Source organism: Planktothricoides sp. SR001, from assembly GCF_001276715.1.
Classification (GTDB): Bacteria; Cyanobacteriota; Cyanobacteriia; order Cyanobacteriales; family Laspinemataceae; genus Planktothricoides; species Planktothricoides raciborskii.
Genome location: NZ_LIUQ01000043.1, coordinates 8856 through 24082 on the forward strand (window position 1 = coordinate 8856; position 15227 = coordinate 24082).

Annotated in this window: 16 protein-coding genes; 8 read left to right on the plus strand and 8 right to left on the minus strand. The window is 42.9% G+C overall.

The genetic code is table 11. From position 1 onward, the window contains the following. Window positions 1-110: 110 nt before the first annotated feature. From AM228_RS36925 to AM228_RS36940, 4 genes are read right to left on the minus strand one after another with little or no spacing between them, the layout of a single operon-like run. A complete protein-coding gene (locus AM228_RS36925) occupies window positions 111-527 on the minus strand; it encodes a hypothetical protein (protein WP_082348988.1) in 417 nt (138 codons plus the stop codon). Window positions 528-555: 28 nt separating this feature from the next. Next, complete coding sequence (locus AM228_RS36930) at window positions 556-909, minus strand: hypothetical protein (protein WP_322096549.1); 354 nt, start codon at window positions 907-909, stop codon at window positions 556-558. Window positions 910-937: 28 nt separating this feature from the next. Further along, the gene (locus AM228_RS36935; RefSeq protein WP_322096551.1) at window positions 938-1171 is read right to left on the minus strand and encodes a saccharopine dehydrogenase NADP-binding domain-containing protein; all 234 of its coding nucleotides are present in this window, start codon (window positions 1169-1171) and stop codon (window positions 938-940) included. Next, on the minus strand, window positions 1134-1331 hold the full coding sequence (locus AM228_RS36940; RefSeq protein WP_322096550.1) for a saccharopine dehydrogenase NADP-binding domain-containing protein: 198 nt from the start codon (window positions 1329-1331) through the stop codon (window positions 1134-1136). The genes AM228_RS36935 and AM228_RS36940 overlap by 38 nt, the downstream gene beginning before the upstream one ends. A 257-nt stretch (window positions 1332-1588) precedes the next feature. Between AM228_RS36940 and AM228_RS21130 the strand changes: the two genes are divergently transcribed. From AM228_RS21130 to AM228_RS21150, 6 genes are all read left to right on the plus strand, one after another. After that, complete coding sequence (locus tag AM228_RS21130) at window positions 1589-3376, plus strand: fatty acyl-AMP ligase (protein ID WP_054468934.1); 1788 nt, start codon at window positions 1589-1591, stop codon at window positions 3374-3376. Beyond that, window positions 3282-5192 carry an acyl-CoA dehydrogenase family protein gene (locus AM228_RS21135; protein WP_156331949.1) on the plus strand — a complete coding sequence of 637 codons (1911 nt, stop codon included), beginning with the start codon at window positions 3282-3284 and terminating at the stop codon, window positions 5190-5192. The genes AM228_RS21130 and AM228_RS21135 overlap by 95 nt, the downstream gene beginning before the upstream one ends. A gap of 1117 nt (window positions 5193-6309) precedes the next feature. Further along, window positions 6310-7989 (plus strand): aminotransferase class I/II-fold pyridoxal phosphate-dependent enzyme, encoded by a 1680-nt coding sequence (locus AM228_RS21140; RefSeq protein WP_054468936.1) that lies wholly within the window; start codon window positions 6310-6312, stop codon window positions 7987-7989. Window positions 7990-8254: 265 nt separating this feature from the next. Then, window positions 8255-9070, plus strand: a complete 816-nt coding sequence (locus AM228_RS21145; protein WP_054468937.1) for an SDR family oxidoreductase — start codon at window positions 8255-8257, stop codon at window positions 9068-9070. Between the two features lie 217 nt (window positions 9071-9287). Further along, window positions 9288-9434 (plus strand): hypothetical protein, encoded by a 147-nt coding sequence (locus AM228_RS34415; RefSeq protein WP_197285354.1) that lies wholly within the window; start codon window positions 9288-9290, stop codon window positions 9432-9434. Between the two features lie 115 nt (window positions 9435-9549). Then, entirely contained in the window at window positions 9550-9966 is a 417-nt protein-coding gene (locus tag AM228_RS21150; RefSeq protein WP_197285355.1) for a putative toxin-antitoxin system toxin component, PIN family, read from the plus strand. 456 nt (window positions 9967-10422) lie between these two features. Here AM228_RS21150 and AM228_RS21155 read toward each other — a convergent pair whose 3' ends face one another. Continuing rightward, a complete protein-coding gene (locus AM228_RS21155; RefSeq protein WP_231636891.1) occupies window positions 10423-11124 on the minus strand; it encodes a hypothetical protein in 702 nt (233 codons plus the stop codon). 51 nt (window positions 11125-11175) lie between these two features. On the opposite strand from AM228_RS21155, the gene AM228_RS21160 reads away from it, so the two are divergent. Both AM228_RS21160 and AM228_RS21165 read left to right on the plus strand, forming a co-directional pair. Continuing rightward, the gene (locus AM228_RS21160) at window positions 11176-11529 is read left to right on the plus strand and encodes a ThiF family adenylyltransferase (protein ID WP_231636890.1); all 354 of its coding nucleotides are present in this window, start codon (window positions 11176-11178) and stop codon (window positions 11527-11529) included. Next, the gene (locus tag AM228_RS21165) at window positions 11507-12256 is read left to right on the plus strand and encodes a hypothetical protein (RefSeq protein WP_054468939.1); all 750 of its coding nucleotides are present in this window, start codon (window positions 11507-11509) and stop codon (window positions 12254-12256) included. The genes AM228_RS21160 and AM228_RS21165 overlap by 23 nt, the downstream gene beginning before the upstream one ends. Before the next feature lie 290 nt (window positions 12257-12546). Here the strand turns inward: AM228_RS21165 and AM228_RS21170 are convergent, their stop codons facing one another. The 3 genes from AM228_RS21170 to AM228_RS21180 are packed head-to-tail and all read right to left on the minus strand — an operon-like array spanning window position 12547 to window position 15191. Next, complete coding sequence (locus AM228_RS21170; RefSeq protein ID WP_054468940.1) at window positions 12547-13113, minus strand: hypothetical protein; 567 nt, start codon at window positions 13111-13113, stop codon at window positions 12547-12549. Window positions 13114-13140: 27 nt separating this feature from the next. After that, window positions 13141-14118: a hypothetical protein gene (locus AM228_RS21175; protein ID WP_054468941.1), complete on the minus strand. Its 978-nt coding sequence runs from the start codon at window positions 14116-14118 to the stop codon at window positions 13141-13143. Next, the gene (locus AM228_RS21180) at window positions 14118-15191 is read right to left on the minus strand and encodes an AAA family ATPase (protein ID WP_054468942.1); all 1074 of its coding nucleotides are present in this window, start codon (window positions 15189-15191) and stop codon (window positions 14118-14120) included. Before AM228_RS21180 ends, AM228_RS21175 begins: the two co-directional genes overlap by 1 nt. Window positions 15192-15227: the final 36 nt, after the last annotated feature.

Here is a 15227-nt window from a genome sequence, read left to right on the forward strand (position 1 = left end):
CCCCACACCCCACACCCTACACCCTACACCCCAAAAGCCCGATGGCGGCCGATGGCGGCCCCAACCAACAACCAACAACCAACCATCAACCAACAACCAACCATCAACCATCAACCATCAACCATCAATCCAATGGGAATTTGCCGCCGTTGCATGGTTTCAGTGAATAAGTCCGTGGATAGGGCTTGTTCGACTAACCAAACTCCGGGCTGTCGCAGTTTTCCCGCTAAGATTAGTTCGGCGATACTGCCGGTTCCTGCCCCGGCTGCGATCGCCGTATTTTTATGCACCATTGTGGCGATCGCTTTTGCCCGTTGACCGGCTTTGGTTCCCGACACCTCAGCCCGCATTGCCAGACCAACTCCGGTAAATTTATCGGTAATTTGAGTCATGGCATAGCTGACTTGAGATAAAAATTCAATAGTTTGGGGATTTTCTAGGATTTTCGGGGGCAATTTGGCCACCATCCCCGTGAGGTAATTATAAAAATCCGGGACAGACCCGAATTTGGTGACAACATTTTTCACCGGAAAGGTCAGGGGTAAGGTAGCGCCCTCAATGGTTTGGAACCAATAAACCCCAGCCCGACCATAAGGGGCAGGAAATTCGACGATTTCGCGTTCGCGAAGCGTCCCGGAGGGAATCGCTGTAAGGCTTGACCCGCTGCCATTGTCCGTCAATCCAAGCGTCAAAGGAATGTTGTAATTCCAAAGCCACTGCGGTCTTGGGGTCTCCCCAAGTAGAGAAGCCAGTGCGGTCTTGGGGTCTCCCCAAGTAAAGCACCTGGCGCCAAGTGGCGTAGAAGGTGGTTCGCATTACCGTGACTCCAGCGCCCCCAGACCCCGCGACCACATAACTAAGATGAATACTTTCTGCTTGGTCTAACTGTTCTACTGCTTGTCGGGTCATGCTGTTGGAAATTCCCGGAAAGACCCCACTACTGACGTTCGCGAAGCGTCCCGGAGGGAATCGCCGTTACCCCAGCGGCGATCGCCTGTTCTTTCAGGGCTAAGGCTTGGTGACAAAATTGGGGATCGTCGCACACATCTATATAATTAACTCCCTGTTCAATGCAGGTTTGTAATACCCTTCGATCCCGGTAGCTAAACGGCCCCGCACAGTTGATGACTAAATTATGGCCAGCGATCGCAAGAAAGCAGTTGCCCGCGATCGGCTAAATCCAATGCTAAAACGGAGAAATCCCCCACCCCGGGCGCAATGGCTTTTCGGCCAGTCACGGTAATCTCCGCGTCGGTATGTTGGGCAATATCCTGGGCTACACAACTGCCAATTCTGCCGGTGCCCCCGATAATTAAAATGCGATCGCTCATAGCTGACTAATATCCTGAGAAAATCGGTTTTGAGATGCTCATCCTAGGAAATATCCACAGGATCACTTATGATTTCTATCTAATTAAGCTACAATCAACCTGACCACCGTTCGCGATTCTCTTTTTTAGCGATGAATAAAGCATCGGATTTAAAATTAGCGCCCAAAAAGCCCGGTTGTTGATTTTTTCCTGATTATTCCAGGCACCAATTCAGATAAATTAAACCAGAAATATTAACACGCATCACCTAGTTGTGAATGAATTTTCTAGAAACTCCGCTGAAAACAAGCACGTTAGTTGATATACTCCGATACAGGGCATTGCATCAACCGGATCAAATTGCCTATCGCTTTTTAGTTGACGGAGAAACGGTTTCCGTCGATCTGACTTATCAAGAATTAGCACAACAAGCCCTGGCGATCGCCAGCCAATTGCAACAGTTTTGTCAACCGGGAGACCGGGCTTTATTGCTTTACCAACCGGGAATCGAATATATTAGCGCCTTTTTTGGCTGTCTATTTGCCGGAGTGGTGGCAGTCCCGGCATATCCGCCACGGCCAAATCGTTCCCTATCCAGAATTCAATCAATTTTGACCGATGCACAGGCGGCGGTTGCCCTGACCACCACATCGATTTTTTCCAGTTTGGTCCAAAGGGTAGCGGATGCCCCGGAATTGGAAACTCTGGGATGGTTGGCGACGGATCAAATCGATCCTATTCAGGCAAACTCTTGGCAAGACCCACGGGTAAATAGTCGTCACCTGGCTTTTCTGCAATATACCTCTGGGTCTACGGCCACCCCCAAGGGAGTGATGATCTCTCACCAAAATTTACTCCATAACCTAGAGGCGATCGCCCATTGTTTTGGACATTCGCCCCAAAGTCGCGGCGTGATTTGGCTGCCCCCCTATCACGATATGGGCTTAATCGGTGGCATCTTGCAACCGCTTTATGCCGGATTTCCCGTGGTCTTAATGTCCCCATTAGTCTTTCTTCAAAGTCCATTTCGTTGGCTGCAAGCGGTGTCCCGGTATCAAGCCACCACCAGTGGCGGGCCGAACTTTGCTTATCAACTTTGTATTAATAAAATTACCCCAGAACAGAAACAAACCCTGGATCTCAGTTCTTGGGAAGTGGCTTTTAACGGGGCAGAACCGATTAACCCGGAAACTTTAGAACAGTTTGCGACTACCTTTGCCGAATGCGGGTTTCGGCGGGAAGCTTTTTATCCTTGTTATGGCATGGCGGAAACCACTTTAATTGTTTCCGGGGGCGCAAAAACTGCCCTACCGATTTATCAAACCCTGGAAGCGGAGGCATTAGAGAAAAATTGGGTTGTCCCGGTATCCCCAGAATCCAATCCAGAGTTAACCACTCGGACCCTAGTCGGTTGCGGTCGGCAAATTCCCTATCACCAAATCGCGATCGCCCATCCAGAAACCCTGACCCGATGTACTGCCGGGGAAGTCGGTGAAATCTGGATCAAAGGCCCTAGCGTTGCCCAAGGTTACTGGAATAAAACCGAAGAAAGCCGTCACGCTTTTGGTGCTTATTTAGCAGATACCGGGGAAGGCCCGTTTCTGCGAACTGGGGATTTAGGGTTTTTGGACAATGACGAGTTATATGTCACTGGACGACTCAAAGACCTGATTATTGTTAACGGTCATAACCATTATCCTCAAGATATTGAACGCACCGTAGAACACAGTCACCCAGCCATTCGCCCCACTTGTTCGGCGGCGTTTTCTGTGGAAATTGATGGGGAAGAACGGTTAATTATTGTGGCTGAAGTCGAACGGCGTTATCGACAGCGTAAGCGACAAGCTGCGCTCTCATCAGAAGATCCTTCCCAGCACTATTCCTGGGAGGTAAAGGCGGTGATACAATCGATTCGGCGATCGGTTTCATCCCATCACGATCTCCAGGTTTATCAGGTATTCCTGATTAAGTATGGCAGCATTCCCAAAACGTCTAGCGGAAAAATCCAGCGCCATGCTTGTCGAGCCAATTTTCTGGCTGGCACCTTGGATGTTGTGGAGGAATAGGTCGCAGTTCCGGGATCATGCGATTGGGGGTTTTCTCATGTCTTTGCTCACACAGTACCAAACGGCTCAAGCACTGGAATTGCATCTGGGCGATCCGTTAAATCCAGAGAATTTATTTTCTTTCCAGCATTGCATAGAGTTGGATGAGCAAGATGCCTATCCAGAAGATATTTGTCAGTTGTTGTCTGATTGGAATGTAGATTTGTATTATATTCCCGCTGCTTACGGGGGAAAACTCAAATCTTTTGAAGAGGTTCTGGCAATTTCCCGTGTGATTGCCCGACGAGACTTAACAGTGGCGATCGCTCATGGAGTGACTTATTTAGGCGCAACCCCCGTTTGGCTTGCCGGTAGTGATGAGCAAAAGCAAACAATCGCTCAACGGATCAAAAATAAGGAAAAAATTTCCTTTGGTTTAACGGAAAAAAATCATGGGAGTGATATTTTAAGTAGTGAAACTGCTGTAGAAGTGCTGGAAAATGGCTATTTATTATCCGGCGAAAAATGGCTGATTGGCAATGCTACTCTGTCTACGGCTTTAACGGTTTTTACCCGCACAAATCCCAAAGGTGGACCACGTGGATTTTCCGTTTTTTTAGTGGAAAAAGATAAGTTATATCCCAACTCTTTCAGTCATCTGAATAAAATTAAAACTCATGGAGTGCGCGGGGCGAATATTGGTGGGGTCAATTTTCAAAATAGCTTTTTGCCTGCCAATGCTTTAATTTCTACTCCCGGATCCGGTTTAGAAATTATTCTTAAAGCTCTCCAAGTTACCCGGACTTTACACGCTGGGGCTGCCCCTTCATTGGCTCAAGCGGATACGGCTTTAAGAGTTACTTTGGATTTTGTCTTTTCCCGCCATATTTATGGCAGCACCGTTTGGGATATTCCTCACGCTCGTAAAACTTTAATTGAGGCTTTTGTAGATATTTTATTATGTGAATGTGTTTCTTTAGCAGCGGTGCGATCGCTTCATGTCGCTACCGATCAAATGAGTTTATTTTCATCGATTATTAAATACTTTGTTCCCACTACCGTTGAACAAGTAATTCAGCGCATATCGGCGGTTTTAGGGGCGCGTTACTATTTACGCGAAGAACATTGGTATGGCATTTTCCAGAAAATAGTTAGAGACCATTCAATTATCAGTGTATTTGATGGTTCGACCGCAGTCAATTTACACGCGATCGCCCTCCAAATTCAGCAATTAGCCACCTATCATGTCCAAACAAATATTGCAGAAAATCCTGGCATTCGTGAAAAAATCAGCACCATCTTTAACTTAGAAAAACCTCTGCCAGATTTTGAACCGAATCGGCTGGAAATGTATAATCGAGGCCGAGATGATATTTTACAAGGAATTGAATTAGCTGAAGCGGATTTAGCCGACCTGCCGATTAATTCAGAAGCAGAATCTCAAGTGATAGATCGAATTATGAATTTAACTAATCTACTCAACCAACTAATTCATATTCAAAATAAATTTTTAGTCGAGCAAGGAATTGCTTACACCCCCAAATATAGCAAATCTAGCCAACTATTTGATTTAGCCAAAACTTACTGTATTTTACATACAGCAGTGGCTTGTCTGCAAATGTGGCTGCATAATCGGAAAACTTTAGACTCATTTTTTGCCAATGGGGAATGGCTGGTGATTTGTTTGACCCGGTTGCTGGAAAAAATCCAACCTTCTTTGGATTCTGCCCCAGAGTCTTACTGGGAAAATATGGGCAATCACTTGGTAAAATTATATACAGAAAACAAAATGTTTTCTATTATTCCCTTTGACTTAGCCACTTCATCAACTATTTAGAATGCTGGAATAAATCCAAAAAGAGAAAAAAACCGGGACTCGCTGTTGTGCTAATTACAGTTAACTGTTGTTGCCAAAAAGAAACCCGGTTTCTGGAGTTGGGGGGATCGGAAGTCGCGCAAAAATAGACTGACCGAAATAAACTGATCGAAATTTTCAGCATCAAACCCTGGGTGTAGGTAGGTGGGATAGGTGGCAATCGATCGATTGCCCCTAGGGTGATCGTGTCTGTGTTTGGGAAAAGATTCGGGACTCAGGCTGATTTACCATAAAACTGCACGGCAAATGTTATAAAAAAATTAAATAAAAATAAAATTACAGTGAATAGCCGGACTCTTGATCTAGCGATCTTTACCCAAGGTCGAGTTGAAACCTGTCTGGGTTTCTCCCGCGTACTGAACCGTCCGCCCTTTCAGGGTGCGTGAAGCGATCGCGATGTTGCTCCGCAACGCCTTGCTTGCTGCGATGTTGCTCCGCAACGCCTTGCTGCGATGTTGCTCCGCAACGCTACCGCGATGTTGCTCCGCAACGCGATCGCCAGATCGCGCTTAGTCGCGAATCGCCAAGGAACTACCCAAAACTAAGCCAACGTCTTAGTTTTCCCAGGAGGAATTTTTGCCCAAGGGAGAAAGGGAGAAAGGGAGAAAATGTTCTGTAACCGTTAAAGATAGGCATTTTGATTGCTTTGTCAATCGCTTTTATGCCTATAATCAATGCCTAATTTTTGCTCTGGATTTTTGCTCTGGATTTTTGCTCTGGATTTCGTTTACTCCGAAGGGCTGATCCGAAAGTAGTGAGTAGACCTGTTGCAAAATTCTTATGTATTCCCCCTTTGATCCGCCATCGGTTGGGGGGATCGAGATATTTATGAAAGCAAGAGGTCTAGTATGTAGTGAGTATATTTTCGCAAGTTACCTCGCTACTTTTATGTCTTCATGGCAAAATAACCATCATGCTATTTCTGGGCGGAATAGCCCCGATCGGAAAACTATCGCTAAATTAAAGAGGCGATCGTCGAGCGATCGTCGCTGGCATCTTGTACGAGGCTATTGTGTAACCTGAAATCCGGGTGAGCATTGGCAAGACCTTTTGAGTCGATTGAACAGAGGAGTGAACCATGAAATTGTTAAACCAGTTAAACCAGTTAAGCCAACAAAACATCAACAAAAAAGCTACGAAATCAGCCACTCTCGTACCGAAGGGAGCGTCAAAATCTACCGCGCAGTCACCGGATGACGTTTATGATGCCACAGCGATTACTAGCTGGTTAGTGACTCAATTGGCCGAACGCTTGGATCTGCCCGTTGAAGAAATAGAGATCCACAAAGATTTTACTGAATATGGCCTGAATTCGATCGAGGCGGTTAACCTGTCTGGGAATCTGGAAAATTTCCTCGGACGGAGGCTCGATCCCACTCTGCTGTGGGATTATCCTAATATTCAGGCTTTGGCGTTGTATTTGGCGAATCAAGATAGACCCCAGACTCCCGATGACACAAATGGGGCAGCCACAAACGGACTGATGGCAAATGGGGCACCTAGTATGGATGAATCCAGTGATGACGTTCCCGAACAATATTATCGGTTCGATCGCTTCCCGGAATATCGCAAACTCAAAGGTCAATTAGAGCAAATTACCCAGTTAGGGCTGAGAAATCCCTATTTTAATGTCCAAGAACGAGTCTGTAATGATACCACTGTGATTGGTGGTCGCGAACTGATTAATTATTCCAGCTACAACTATGTGGGAATGTCCGGGGATCCGATGGTGTCCCAAGCGGCGAAAGAGGCGATCGATCGCTATGGCACTTCGGTTTCTGCCAGCCGAATTGCTTCCGGGGAAAAACCCCTGCACCGAGAACTGGAAAAAGCCGTTGCGGAGTTTGTTGGCGCTGAGGATAGTATTGTTTACATTGGCGGTCACAGTACCAATGTCAGCACTATTGGCCATCTGTTTGGCAAGAATGACCTGATTGTTCACGACTCCCTCAGCCACAACAGTATTATGCAGGGGTGTATTCTTTCCGGCGCCACGGCGATCGCTTTTCCCCACAATGACTACGTTGCTCTGGAGTCTATTCTGGGCGATCGACGCCACCGTTACAACCGAGTCTTAATCGTGATCGAAGGAGTTTACAGCACGGACGGGGATATTCCTGAACTGCCCAAATTCATCGAACTGAACAAACGCTATAAAACCTTGCTCATGGTAGATGAAGCCCATTCTATCGGTGTTTTGGGAAAACATGGCCGGGGGATTGGGGAAATGTTTGGGGTTAATCCAGCGGATGTGGATTTATGGATGGGGACGTTCAGCAAATCTTTTGCTAGTTGTGGCGGCTATATTGCCGGTTGTAAAGAACTGGTCGAATACTTGAAATACACCGCCCCAGGCTTTGTTTATAGTGTGGGAATGTCTCCGGCAAATACGGCGGCGGCCTTAGCTTCTTTACAAGTCCTGCAAGCGGAACCCCAACGAGTCGCCATTCTCCAGCAACGCGCCAAACTGTTTTTAGATTTAGCGCGGCAACGGGGACTCAACACCGGCATGAGTGCCGGTTCGCCGGTGATTCCGATTATTGTTGGGGAGACTTATAAATGTATTAAGTTGTCTCAGGCCCTTTTCGATCGCGGTATTAATGTGCAACCCTTGGGCGCACCGAGTGTCCCGGAAGGAACTGCCCGCTTGCGTTTCTTTGTCACCTCGACTCATACCGAAGAACAAATCCGTTCTACGGTGGATATCCTGGCGCAAGAATGGGCAAAACTTGAAACGGCTGATGCAATGAGCGCTTAAATTTTAAGAGGGTGTAGGGTGTAGGGTGTAGGGTGTAGGGTGTAGGGGAAGAGGGGGAAGAGGGGGCAGGGGGGGAAGAGGGGGAAGAGGGGGAATATTTTTCTCTTCTGCTCCTCTGCTCCTCTGCTCCTCTGCTCCTCTGCTCCCCTGCTCCCCTGCACCCCTGCACCGATGGCGGCCGATGGCGGCCGATGGCGGCCGATGGCGGCCGATGGCGGCCGATGGCGGCCCCAACCAACAACCAACAACCAACAACCAATAACAAATGAATTTTAATAATTCACACGCTATTATTACAGGTGGTTCTAGTGGCATTGGTAAAGCCACCGCTAAACTTTTAGCCAGCAAAGGAGCAAATATTTCCATTATTGCCCGGACAGAAAGCATTTTGGCTGAAGCTAAAACGGAAATTGAAGCCGCCAGCGTTAATAGTAATCAGCAAGTTGTTACTATTGCCGCTGATGTTTCTCACCGCGAAGACATAGAAGCAGCTATTCAAAAAGCGATCGCGCAAAATGGCCCGGTTGATTATTTAATTACTTCTGCGGGAATTGCCCAGCCCGGATATTTTCAAGACCAGGCGATCGAAATATTTGAACAAACAATGGCCATTAATTATTTTGGCACCCTTTACGCAATTCGGGCCGTTGTCCCGCAAATGTTGGAACGGAAAAAAGGGCATATTGTGTTAGTTTCCTCTGGGGCGGGATTAATTGGTATTTATGGTTATACCACCTATTCCCCGACTAAATTTGCCTTACGGGGATTAGCCGAATCTTTGCGTGGGGAAATGAAGGTTTATGGGGTTAATGTTTCGATTGTTTATCCCCCCGATACGGACACCCCCCAATTGGTTGCCGAAAATAAAACTAAGCCGGAAGAAACTAAACGAATTACTGCCACCGCAGATATGTGGACAGCGGCAGGAGTTGCCCAAGAAATCGTCCAAGGAATTGAGAAAAAAGTATTTGCGATCGCCCCTGGGTTAGAAATTTCCTTACTGAATCGACTGCATAGTATTCTCGGCCCTGGGATTAACTGGTACTTTGATCGCATTGTATCACAAACTAGACAAAAATAGCAACCAAAGCAACCGGATTTCTGGGTTAAATTTGGCAAGAAATTAGGGGTTTAAACCACAGAGACACAGAGAAACACAGAGGATTTCAAAATTTATACAATCCCCTCTGTGAACCTCTGTGTCTCTGTGGTTTACTTTTGCCCAACCTACAATACTACTAATTATGCGATCGATGGGGTACAATAAGAAATAGGTAAAGTTAAAGCAGGAGAAAACAATGACTATACAATTAACTGCCATAGTTACTCCAGAAGGAAAACTAGAGATTCCTTCAGAAATATTAAAACAACTTCAACCTTTGACCGAATATGAAATTTCTCTGACCGAAAATGAAATCAAATTGACCAAAACTAAAAAAAATTAACCTTAGATGAATTATGGCAACGAGTGGATGAAGCAGGTCTCGACCCAGAACAACCTAGTTTAGCAGAAATTAGTCAAGTCGTTAAAGAAGTTAGACAAGAATTATGGGGTAATCCATGAAAGTGGTTGTCGATGTTAATGTTTGGATATCAGGGTTACTCTGGGGAGGGGTTCCCCGTAAAATTATCCAACTGGCTCAAAATCATCAAATTATAATTTTTGCTTCTGAGGCTTTATTTAAAGAATTAGAAGCCACTTTAAGACGGACTAAATTTGACTCAAAAATTCAATCTCTCGGTTTAACAGTGGAAGATATATTGGATGCTGCAACAGAAATTATCAATTTTTGCCCTAATATTTCCATTGATGTCCCTGAGTTAAGAGATGTTAAGGATAATCATATTCTAGCGGCTGCTTTATCCGCTCAAGTTGAAGTTGTGATTACAGGCGATCGCGATTTATTTATTGGTTTTAGAGAATTTTGCCGGAATATCCATAATGAATCTTTACGATTTTGTGAATCTCTATTGTGATGATTAAAATAGACTTCTTGCAGAATTCTTAAAAGCCGTTCGCAGCTATGCTGCGGTGCGGAGCAGGCGGTTTTAAGGGTGGTTGGGGGGATCGACACCTTATCAAAGCGATGTTGTCTATTATGAGCGGACGTCGAATTCATTGCCAAAATGATTCAGGGTCGCTATATGAATAGGAAATAGTAAAAAAAACAACTCTCGACCCCGGACAAAGAAACCCGGTTTCTAGTGCCTCGAAAAATTAAATCCACCAAATGAAACCAAAGAAACCGGGTTTCTAATGCCTAGTTAGGGTGTGTTAGGCGGCAATTATTTCCGGGTAAAAATGTTAATTTTCGCTGCCGCCGTAACGCACCATATCAATAGTTTATTATGGGATTAAAATTGGGGGCTTTCGCATTGGCGGCGATAATTTTTCGGTTTAACCGAGAGATTTATCCGCCAATGCGAAAGCCCCTACATTGAATCAATTTGTTTAACTTCGGACAATGGTAGCCCCAAGGCTTCGGCTATTTGTTCATCGGTTAAGCCAAATTTCTTTAATTTGGCGATCGCTGGACTATGACCTTTATTTTTGCTACGGGATTTCTCAGCTTTTACAGGCGGATTATTATCAACAATATCCGAAGGATGTTTAGGGCAAATATTTATCGAACCAATAATGTTGCTATTGTTAGTATTAATACTTTCATTTCCAAAAGACAGATTTATATTTCCTTGCCGTTCCAGGATAGATTCAAGATTATTTTTAGTGACTTTTTCGCCAAAAATATTCGATAAAAGTTGCAATAGTTCATAACCCATATCCTTAACATGACCTGGGCTGAGATCGTAATTATCTGCAATATCAGCATACTTTTGTTGCTTTAGGGTTCCTTCAATAATTCCCCGCTGCAACTTATTTAAACGTTTGCCCGTATTGCGATGTACCACCTCATCGAGAAATTCCAAGACTGCGGCAATGTCCATGATCTGAGAGTTAACAGAACAGTGATTATTATACCCGTCTTTTTCCGTCTTTTGGTTTATATCCGTCTTTTTTCCGTCTTTTTTCCGTCTTTTCCCGTCTTTTTTGAAGTGGCAAAATTTCAGGTAATAAAACTTAAAAAAAGATCCGTCTTTTTCCGCTTTTCTTTGATGGGGCGATCGCTTTACCATAGGCAAAGGATATTTGTTACTTCACTCTTTGGGTCTGACAGTTTTATGTTGATGTCTGAAACCCCGCAAGATAAGTACGATCGCCTGAAACGGATTCCCAATTGGAAACAAGAAACCCTGGCTAATGCCAAAGTAGCGGTATTTGGCTGTGGTGCCCTGGGCAATGAGGTGCTGAAAAATCTGGCACTCTTGGGGGTCGGTCATATTTGGGCGATCGATTACGACACGATTGAAATCCATAATTTGACGCGATCGGTTTTGTTCCGCGAGTCCGACATTGGCAGACATAAAGCCGAAGTAGTCGCCGCAAGAGTTAAAGAACTCAACCCCGATACTCAAGTTTACCCCATTACTGGCAAATTTATGCATTTGGAGGTTAATCATGCAACCCAGGAATTCTTCTAGATTTTGGTTTATTCCAGGATTTCAGCAATTACATAAAGGCCAAACAATTCCTGGTATTGCTTGGTTAGTTGGGACTTTATTGGGATATTCCATAAATAGTAGTGGTGACATTGGAATTATTGTTTATTTAATTTATCTTTATTTGTACTGCAAAATTGAGGTTATAGACTTATGTAAAAGTATCTTGAAAGCTAAGTCTGTCGTAAAGCAATTTTTTAAAAAACAACGAATAGATAGAAATGACATAACCAATAATGCAGAAAATAAATCAAAAATAAAACCTGATACAGAAGAATCTTTCGATTTTCCTCACGCCAAAAACACAATCGGATGTATGGTTTCTTTGATTGACGACTATGTACTCATAAAAAAAGGTAAAAAATTTCAATTTTTAAATTTTTTCGACCAAGATGCAAATAACGTAAAAATTCCCGTAGAATCGATTACATGTGTCAATTATAAAGCCAGTGGTATTATAGATGGAACCCTAGAATTTGTCTATATGGGATTTGTGCCAAAACTCAATCAAGTCAAGCATGCTCAAGAAAACGTCATAACTTTTCGAGGAGAAGAATGCAATAAAACATTTTGGGAGTTCAAGGAAGTCGTTGAAAAAAGAATGCGCGAAATTCGTCGAGAATCCCTGAATCCACAAAAAAGTTCAACTTCAGACGAATTAAGCAAACTATCTGATTTGTATCAAAAAGGAGTTTTAACAGAGGAATAATTTATCATGCAAAAGAAAAAAATCCTGGGTATGTAATTTTTAGATCGTGATTAGAAAAGTTTGATATTGAGTTAAGTCGGTGAATATCTTTCCGCTAAAAAGAAAATCGTCAATAAAAGTGGGCTTAATTTAAAATTCAATCTGTGCGATCGCCTCTTTTATGCCTAACTGTAGATACCAATAATAGGTGAAATATTCAAAATTTATTTCTACAGAAAATTAGGCGATCGCACCTCACCGATAACATCCTGAATTATCCAAGACAAATCTCTAAAAAGTGATTAAACACCTTAACCCCGTGATTCCAAATACCGGCAATAAAGATCGCGGATAAATTCAGCGGCAGTGGTCAATTTTCTAGGGACATAATCATCATTTCCCATCACCTGATAGCCGCAAGTTATCGCGGGTTGACGCCATAATTGTAAATGGTCTACGGGTGGGTCAGCATAAAAATTATCCCTGCTTTCTCCCAGGCATTTAATCCCAAAGGGGGCTGAACTCCAATGGGTAAAATAATCGTGACTTAAACGGTGGATGGGAAACTTGCCAAATAACGGAACTCCCCAACCATCTAAGGCGATAAATCCTTTTACATTGCCGCCCAATTCTTGCCAATTCTTCGCAGCCGCGATCGCCCCTACAACCCCCGCACTAAAACTGATAAATAGTAGCGGACGATCAGCTTTTGGGGTTAGATTTGCTTGCAAAAATTGGCTAACATGAAAAGGAGAATAAGCCGGTTGCTGATGGGCTGGAAATACTAAAATTTGTGCCGTTGAGGGGAAATGACACTGTTGCAAGAAATCGTCATTGAGTGCGCGATCGTGGTATCCGGGACAAATAATTAAAGGCATTATATATCATCCAGTAGGATTTTGATATTAAGCGACTATCTCAAAATAAGGTAAAAGCATCGTTCCCAGTTCTTGAATTAAAAGACAATCTGGCTGATGTTCCATTTCTGGTAACATAATTTCTTTAATAAAGTTACGATATGTCTTTCCTGGCACCAAATCAACTTCTTGATTTAATTTTTCAAATAAATTCTCAAAAGCTTCTTTGCCTCGAAAATATCTTTTGGCTTGGTCAAAATCAACCAAGCTAGGATTATTTAACCAGGTTTCCCAGTCTAATTCAGCTAAAGTATCCTCAAATCTGGAATTAATCTCTTCAATATGTTGACTACGGATTTCCGCTTGACAATTCTGCTCGATTGGTCGCAAAAACCAATTTTTTATGGCAGCTATATCTAAAATATCATCATTACTAACATTTTCTAGCTGAGGACAAATTTTATCGGTGTTAAATCGAAACTTTAAACACTCAATTAATTCATCTTTAATTTTATGCTGAAAATATTCCTTTAACCAATTGTCTAGCTGAGTTTTGCTCAGAATGGTATTTCTCCGTTTAAATAATTTTGGTTTTTTTGATGGGGAAGATGGTTGTCCTGATTGCCTGATTGGTAGTTGATTGAAAATTTCCGCAAGCATATCCGTTTCTTCTAATAAATAATTTTCCCATTCATGTCTGGGCCAACATAGTTCGCGAACCACATTGTTGTTGACTAAATTGTGATCGGTTGTTTGTTGCTTTCGCTGGATATCTTGTTCTCTTTTAAAGTCGCGATCGGTAATTGCCAAAACCGGGATTCTTTTGTGGACATTACTCTTTTCATAAATGAGTCTTGCCATAGCATTAAATGCCTGACTTCCTCCCACCGCGATTAAGTCAAAGTCAACATGAAAAATTTGGGATCTATTGATCAGTTGTCGAATGACTGTTTTCAGAAAAGGAATTTCTGGACTATTCGGCTGACCTTCGATGAGAATATATACTTTATTTCCGTAAAACTCCACTATTTTTCCTCCAATTTTCCTAAAGCGATCGTTTCTGAATCATAAAATAATTTCATAACTGCCGGAGAATGGGTAGTAAATATATATTGATTATTAGAAGAATCTTCTCGTAGCACATAAATTAATCTCTCTTGCCATGTGGGATGCAAGTGCAGTTCAACTTCATCAATTAACACAATAGAATTTTTCGCGTTTTCAGCGGCTAAACCGACTAAAATTCGCATAATTTGATGTTGTCCTGAACTCATTTGTAAAAAGTCGTATTCCATGCCGTTTATTTTGAAAATTACCGTATCAATGTCTGGCCCAGATTCTAACCCTAGCATTTCATCGGGATAACATATTTTATTAAATAATCTTTTAATTCGTTCCCAATAAGACTCTCCATATTTTTCTTTATTCCAGTTTATATGTTTGAAATAAAAGAAAGTCAGCCAAGATAAAACATCAGCTTTATCGCTTATTTGATTTGGTTGATACAGAGAATTTTTATGTAATCTAATTGTCCGTCTTTGGTCTAAATAACAGACTCCCCCAATTTTCTCAAAAATATCACCATAAAATAAACCCCTGGATTTAGCCTGGGATGCTTGACCTCTGGCACCTAATACTTTAACCGCAGATGGATCTAAATATTGGTAGTCATAAGCACTTATACTTAATGTATCGGGATTGGGATAACGCCAACGAACTTGTGTGGGAATATTCAGAGGGGGTATATCCTCTTCAGATAAATTAAAATGTTGGGGTAAATTTAAAGCACCATAGACTTGATTAATTGCTTGGGCTTCTTCTTTATCTATGGAAAATTCAAAGGTGATATCGGCGATATTGCCTCGCCCTCTCACCAATTGTTGAGGACTATATTCTAATCCTTCTCTTAAGTCTGGTTGGGCTGGATTTTCAAATATCTTGACCATCAGATGAATGGCATCAAGAATTGATGTTTTACCAGAACCATTCTGGCCAACAATTAAATTAATGGGCTGAGGACGACCTAAATAGTCGGTAAAGTCTAAAGACAGGTTTTTGATGGCTCTAAAATTCTGAATTTCCAGAGAATGTATTTTCATAGTATCTTGATTTTATTTTTATTTTATTTATCCGTT

Coding starts and splice junctions, on each gene's coding strand:
- AM228_RS36930 (WP_322096549.1), bottom strand. CDS start 909: ATGACCCGACAAGCAGTAGAACAGTTAGACCAAGCAGAAAGTATTCAT.
- AM228_RS36940 (WP_322096550.1), bottom strand. CDS start 1,331: ATGAGCGATCGCATTTTAATTATCGGGGGCACCGGCAGAATTGGCAGT.
- AM228_RS21130 (WP_054468934.1), top strand. CDS start 1,589: ATGAATTTTCTAGAAACTCCGCTGAAAACAAGCACGTTAGTTGATATA.
- AM228_RS21135 (WP_156331949.1), top strand. CDS start 3,282: ATGGCAGCATTCCCAAAACGTCTAGCGGAAAAATCCAGCGCCATGCTT.
- AM228_RS21140 (WP_054468936.1), top strand. CDS start 6,310: ATGAAATTGTTAAACCAGTTAAACCAGTTAAGCCAACAAAACATCAAC.
- AM228_RS21145 (WP_054468937.1), top strand. CDS start 8,255: ATGAATTTTAATAATTCACACGCTATTATTACAGGTGGTTCTAGTGGC.
- AM228_RS34415 (WP_197285354.1), top strand. CDS start 9,288: ATGACTATACAATTAACTGCCATAGTTACTCCAGAAGGAAAACTAGAG.
- AM228_RS21150 (WP_197285355.1), top strand. CDS start 9,550: ATGAAAGTGGTTGTCGATGTTAATGTTTGGATATCAGGGTTACTCTGG.
- AM228_RS21155 (WP_231636891.1), bottom strand. CDS start 11,124: ATGGTAAAGCGATCGCCCCATCAAAGAAAAGCGGAAAAAGACGGATCT.
- AM228_RS21160 (WP_231636890.1), top strand. CDS start 11,176: ATGTCTGAAACCCCGCAAGATAAGTACGATCGCCTGAAACGGATTCCC.
- AM228_RS21165 (WP_054468939.1), top strand. CDS start 11,507: ATGCAACCCAGGAATTCTTCTAGATTTTGGTTTATTCCAGGATTTCAG.
- AM228_RS21170 (WP_054468940.1), bottom strand. CDS start 13,113: ATGCCTTTAATTATTTGTCCCGGATACCACGATCGCGCACTCAATGAC.
- AM228_RS21180 (WP_054468942.1), bottom strand. CDS start 15,191: ATGAAAATACATTCTCTGGAAATTCAGAATTTTAGAGCCATCAAAAAC.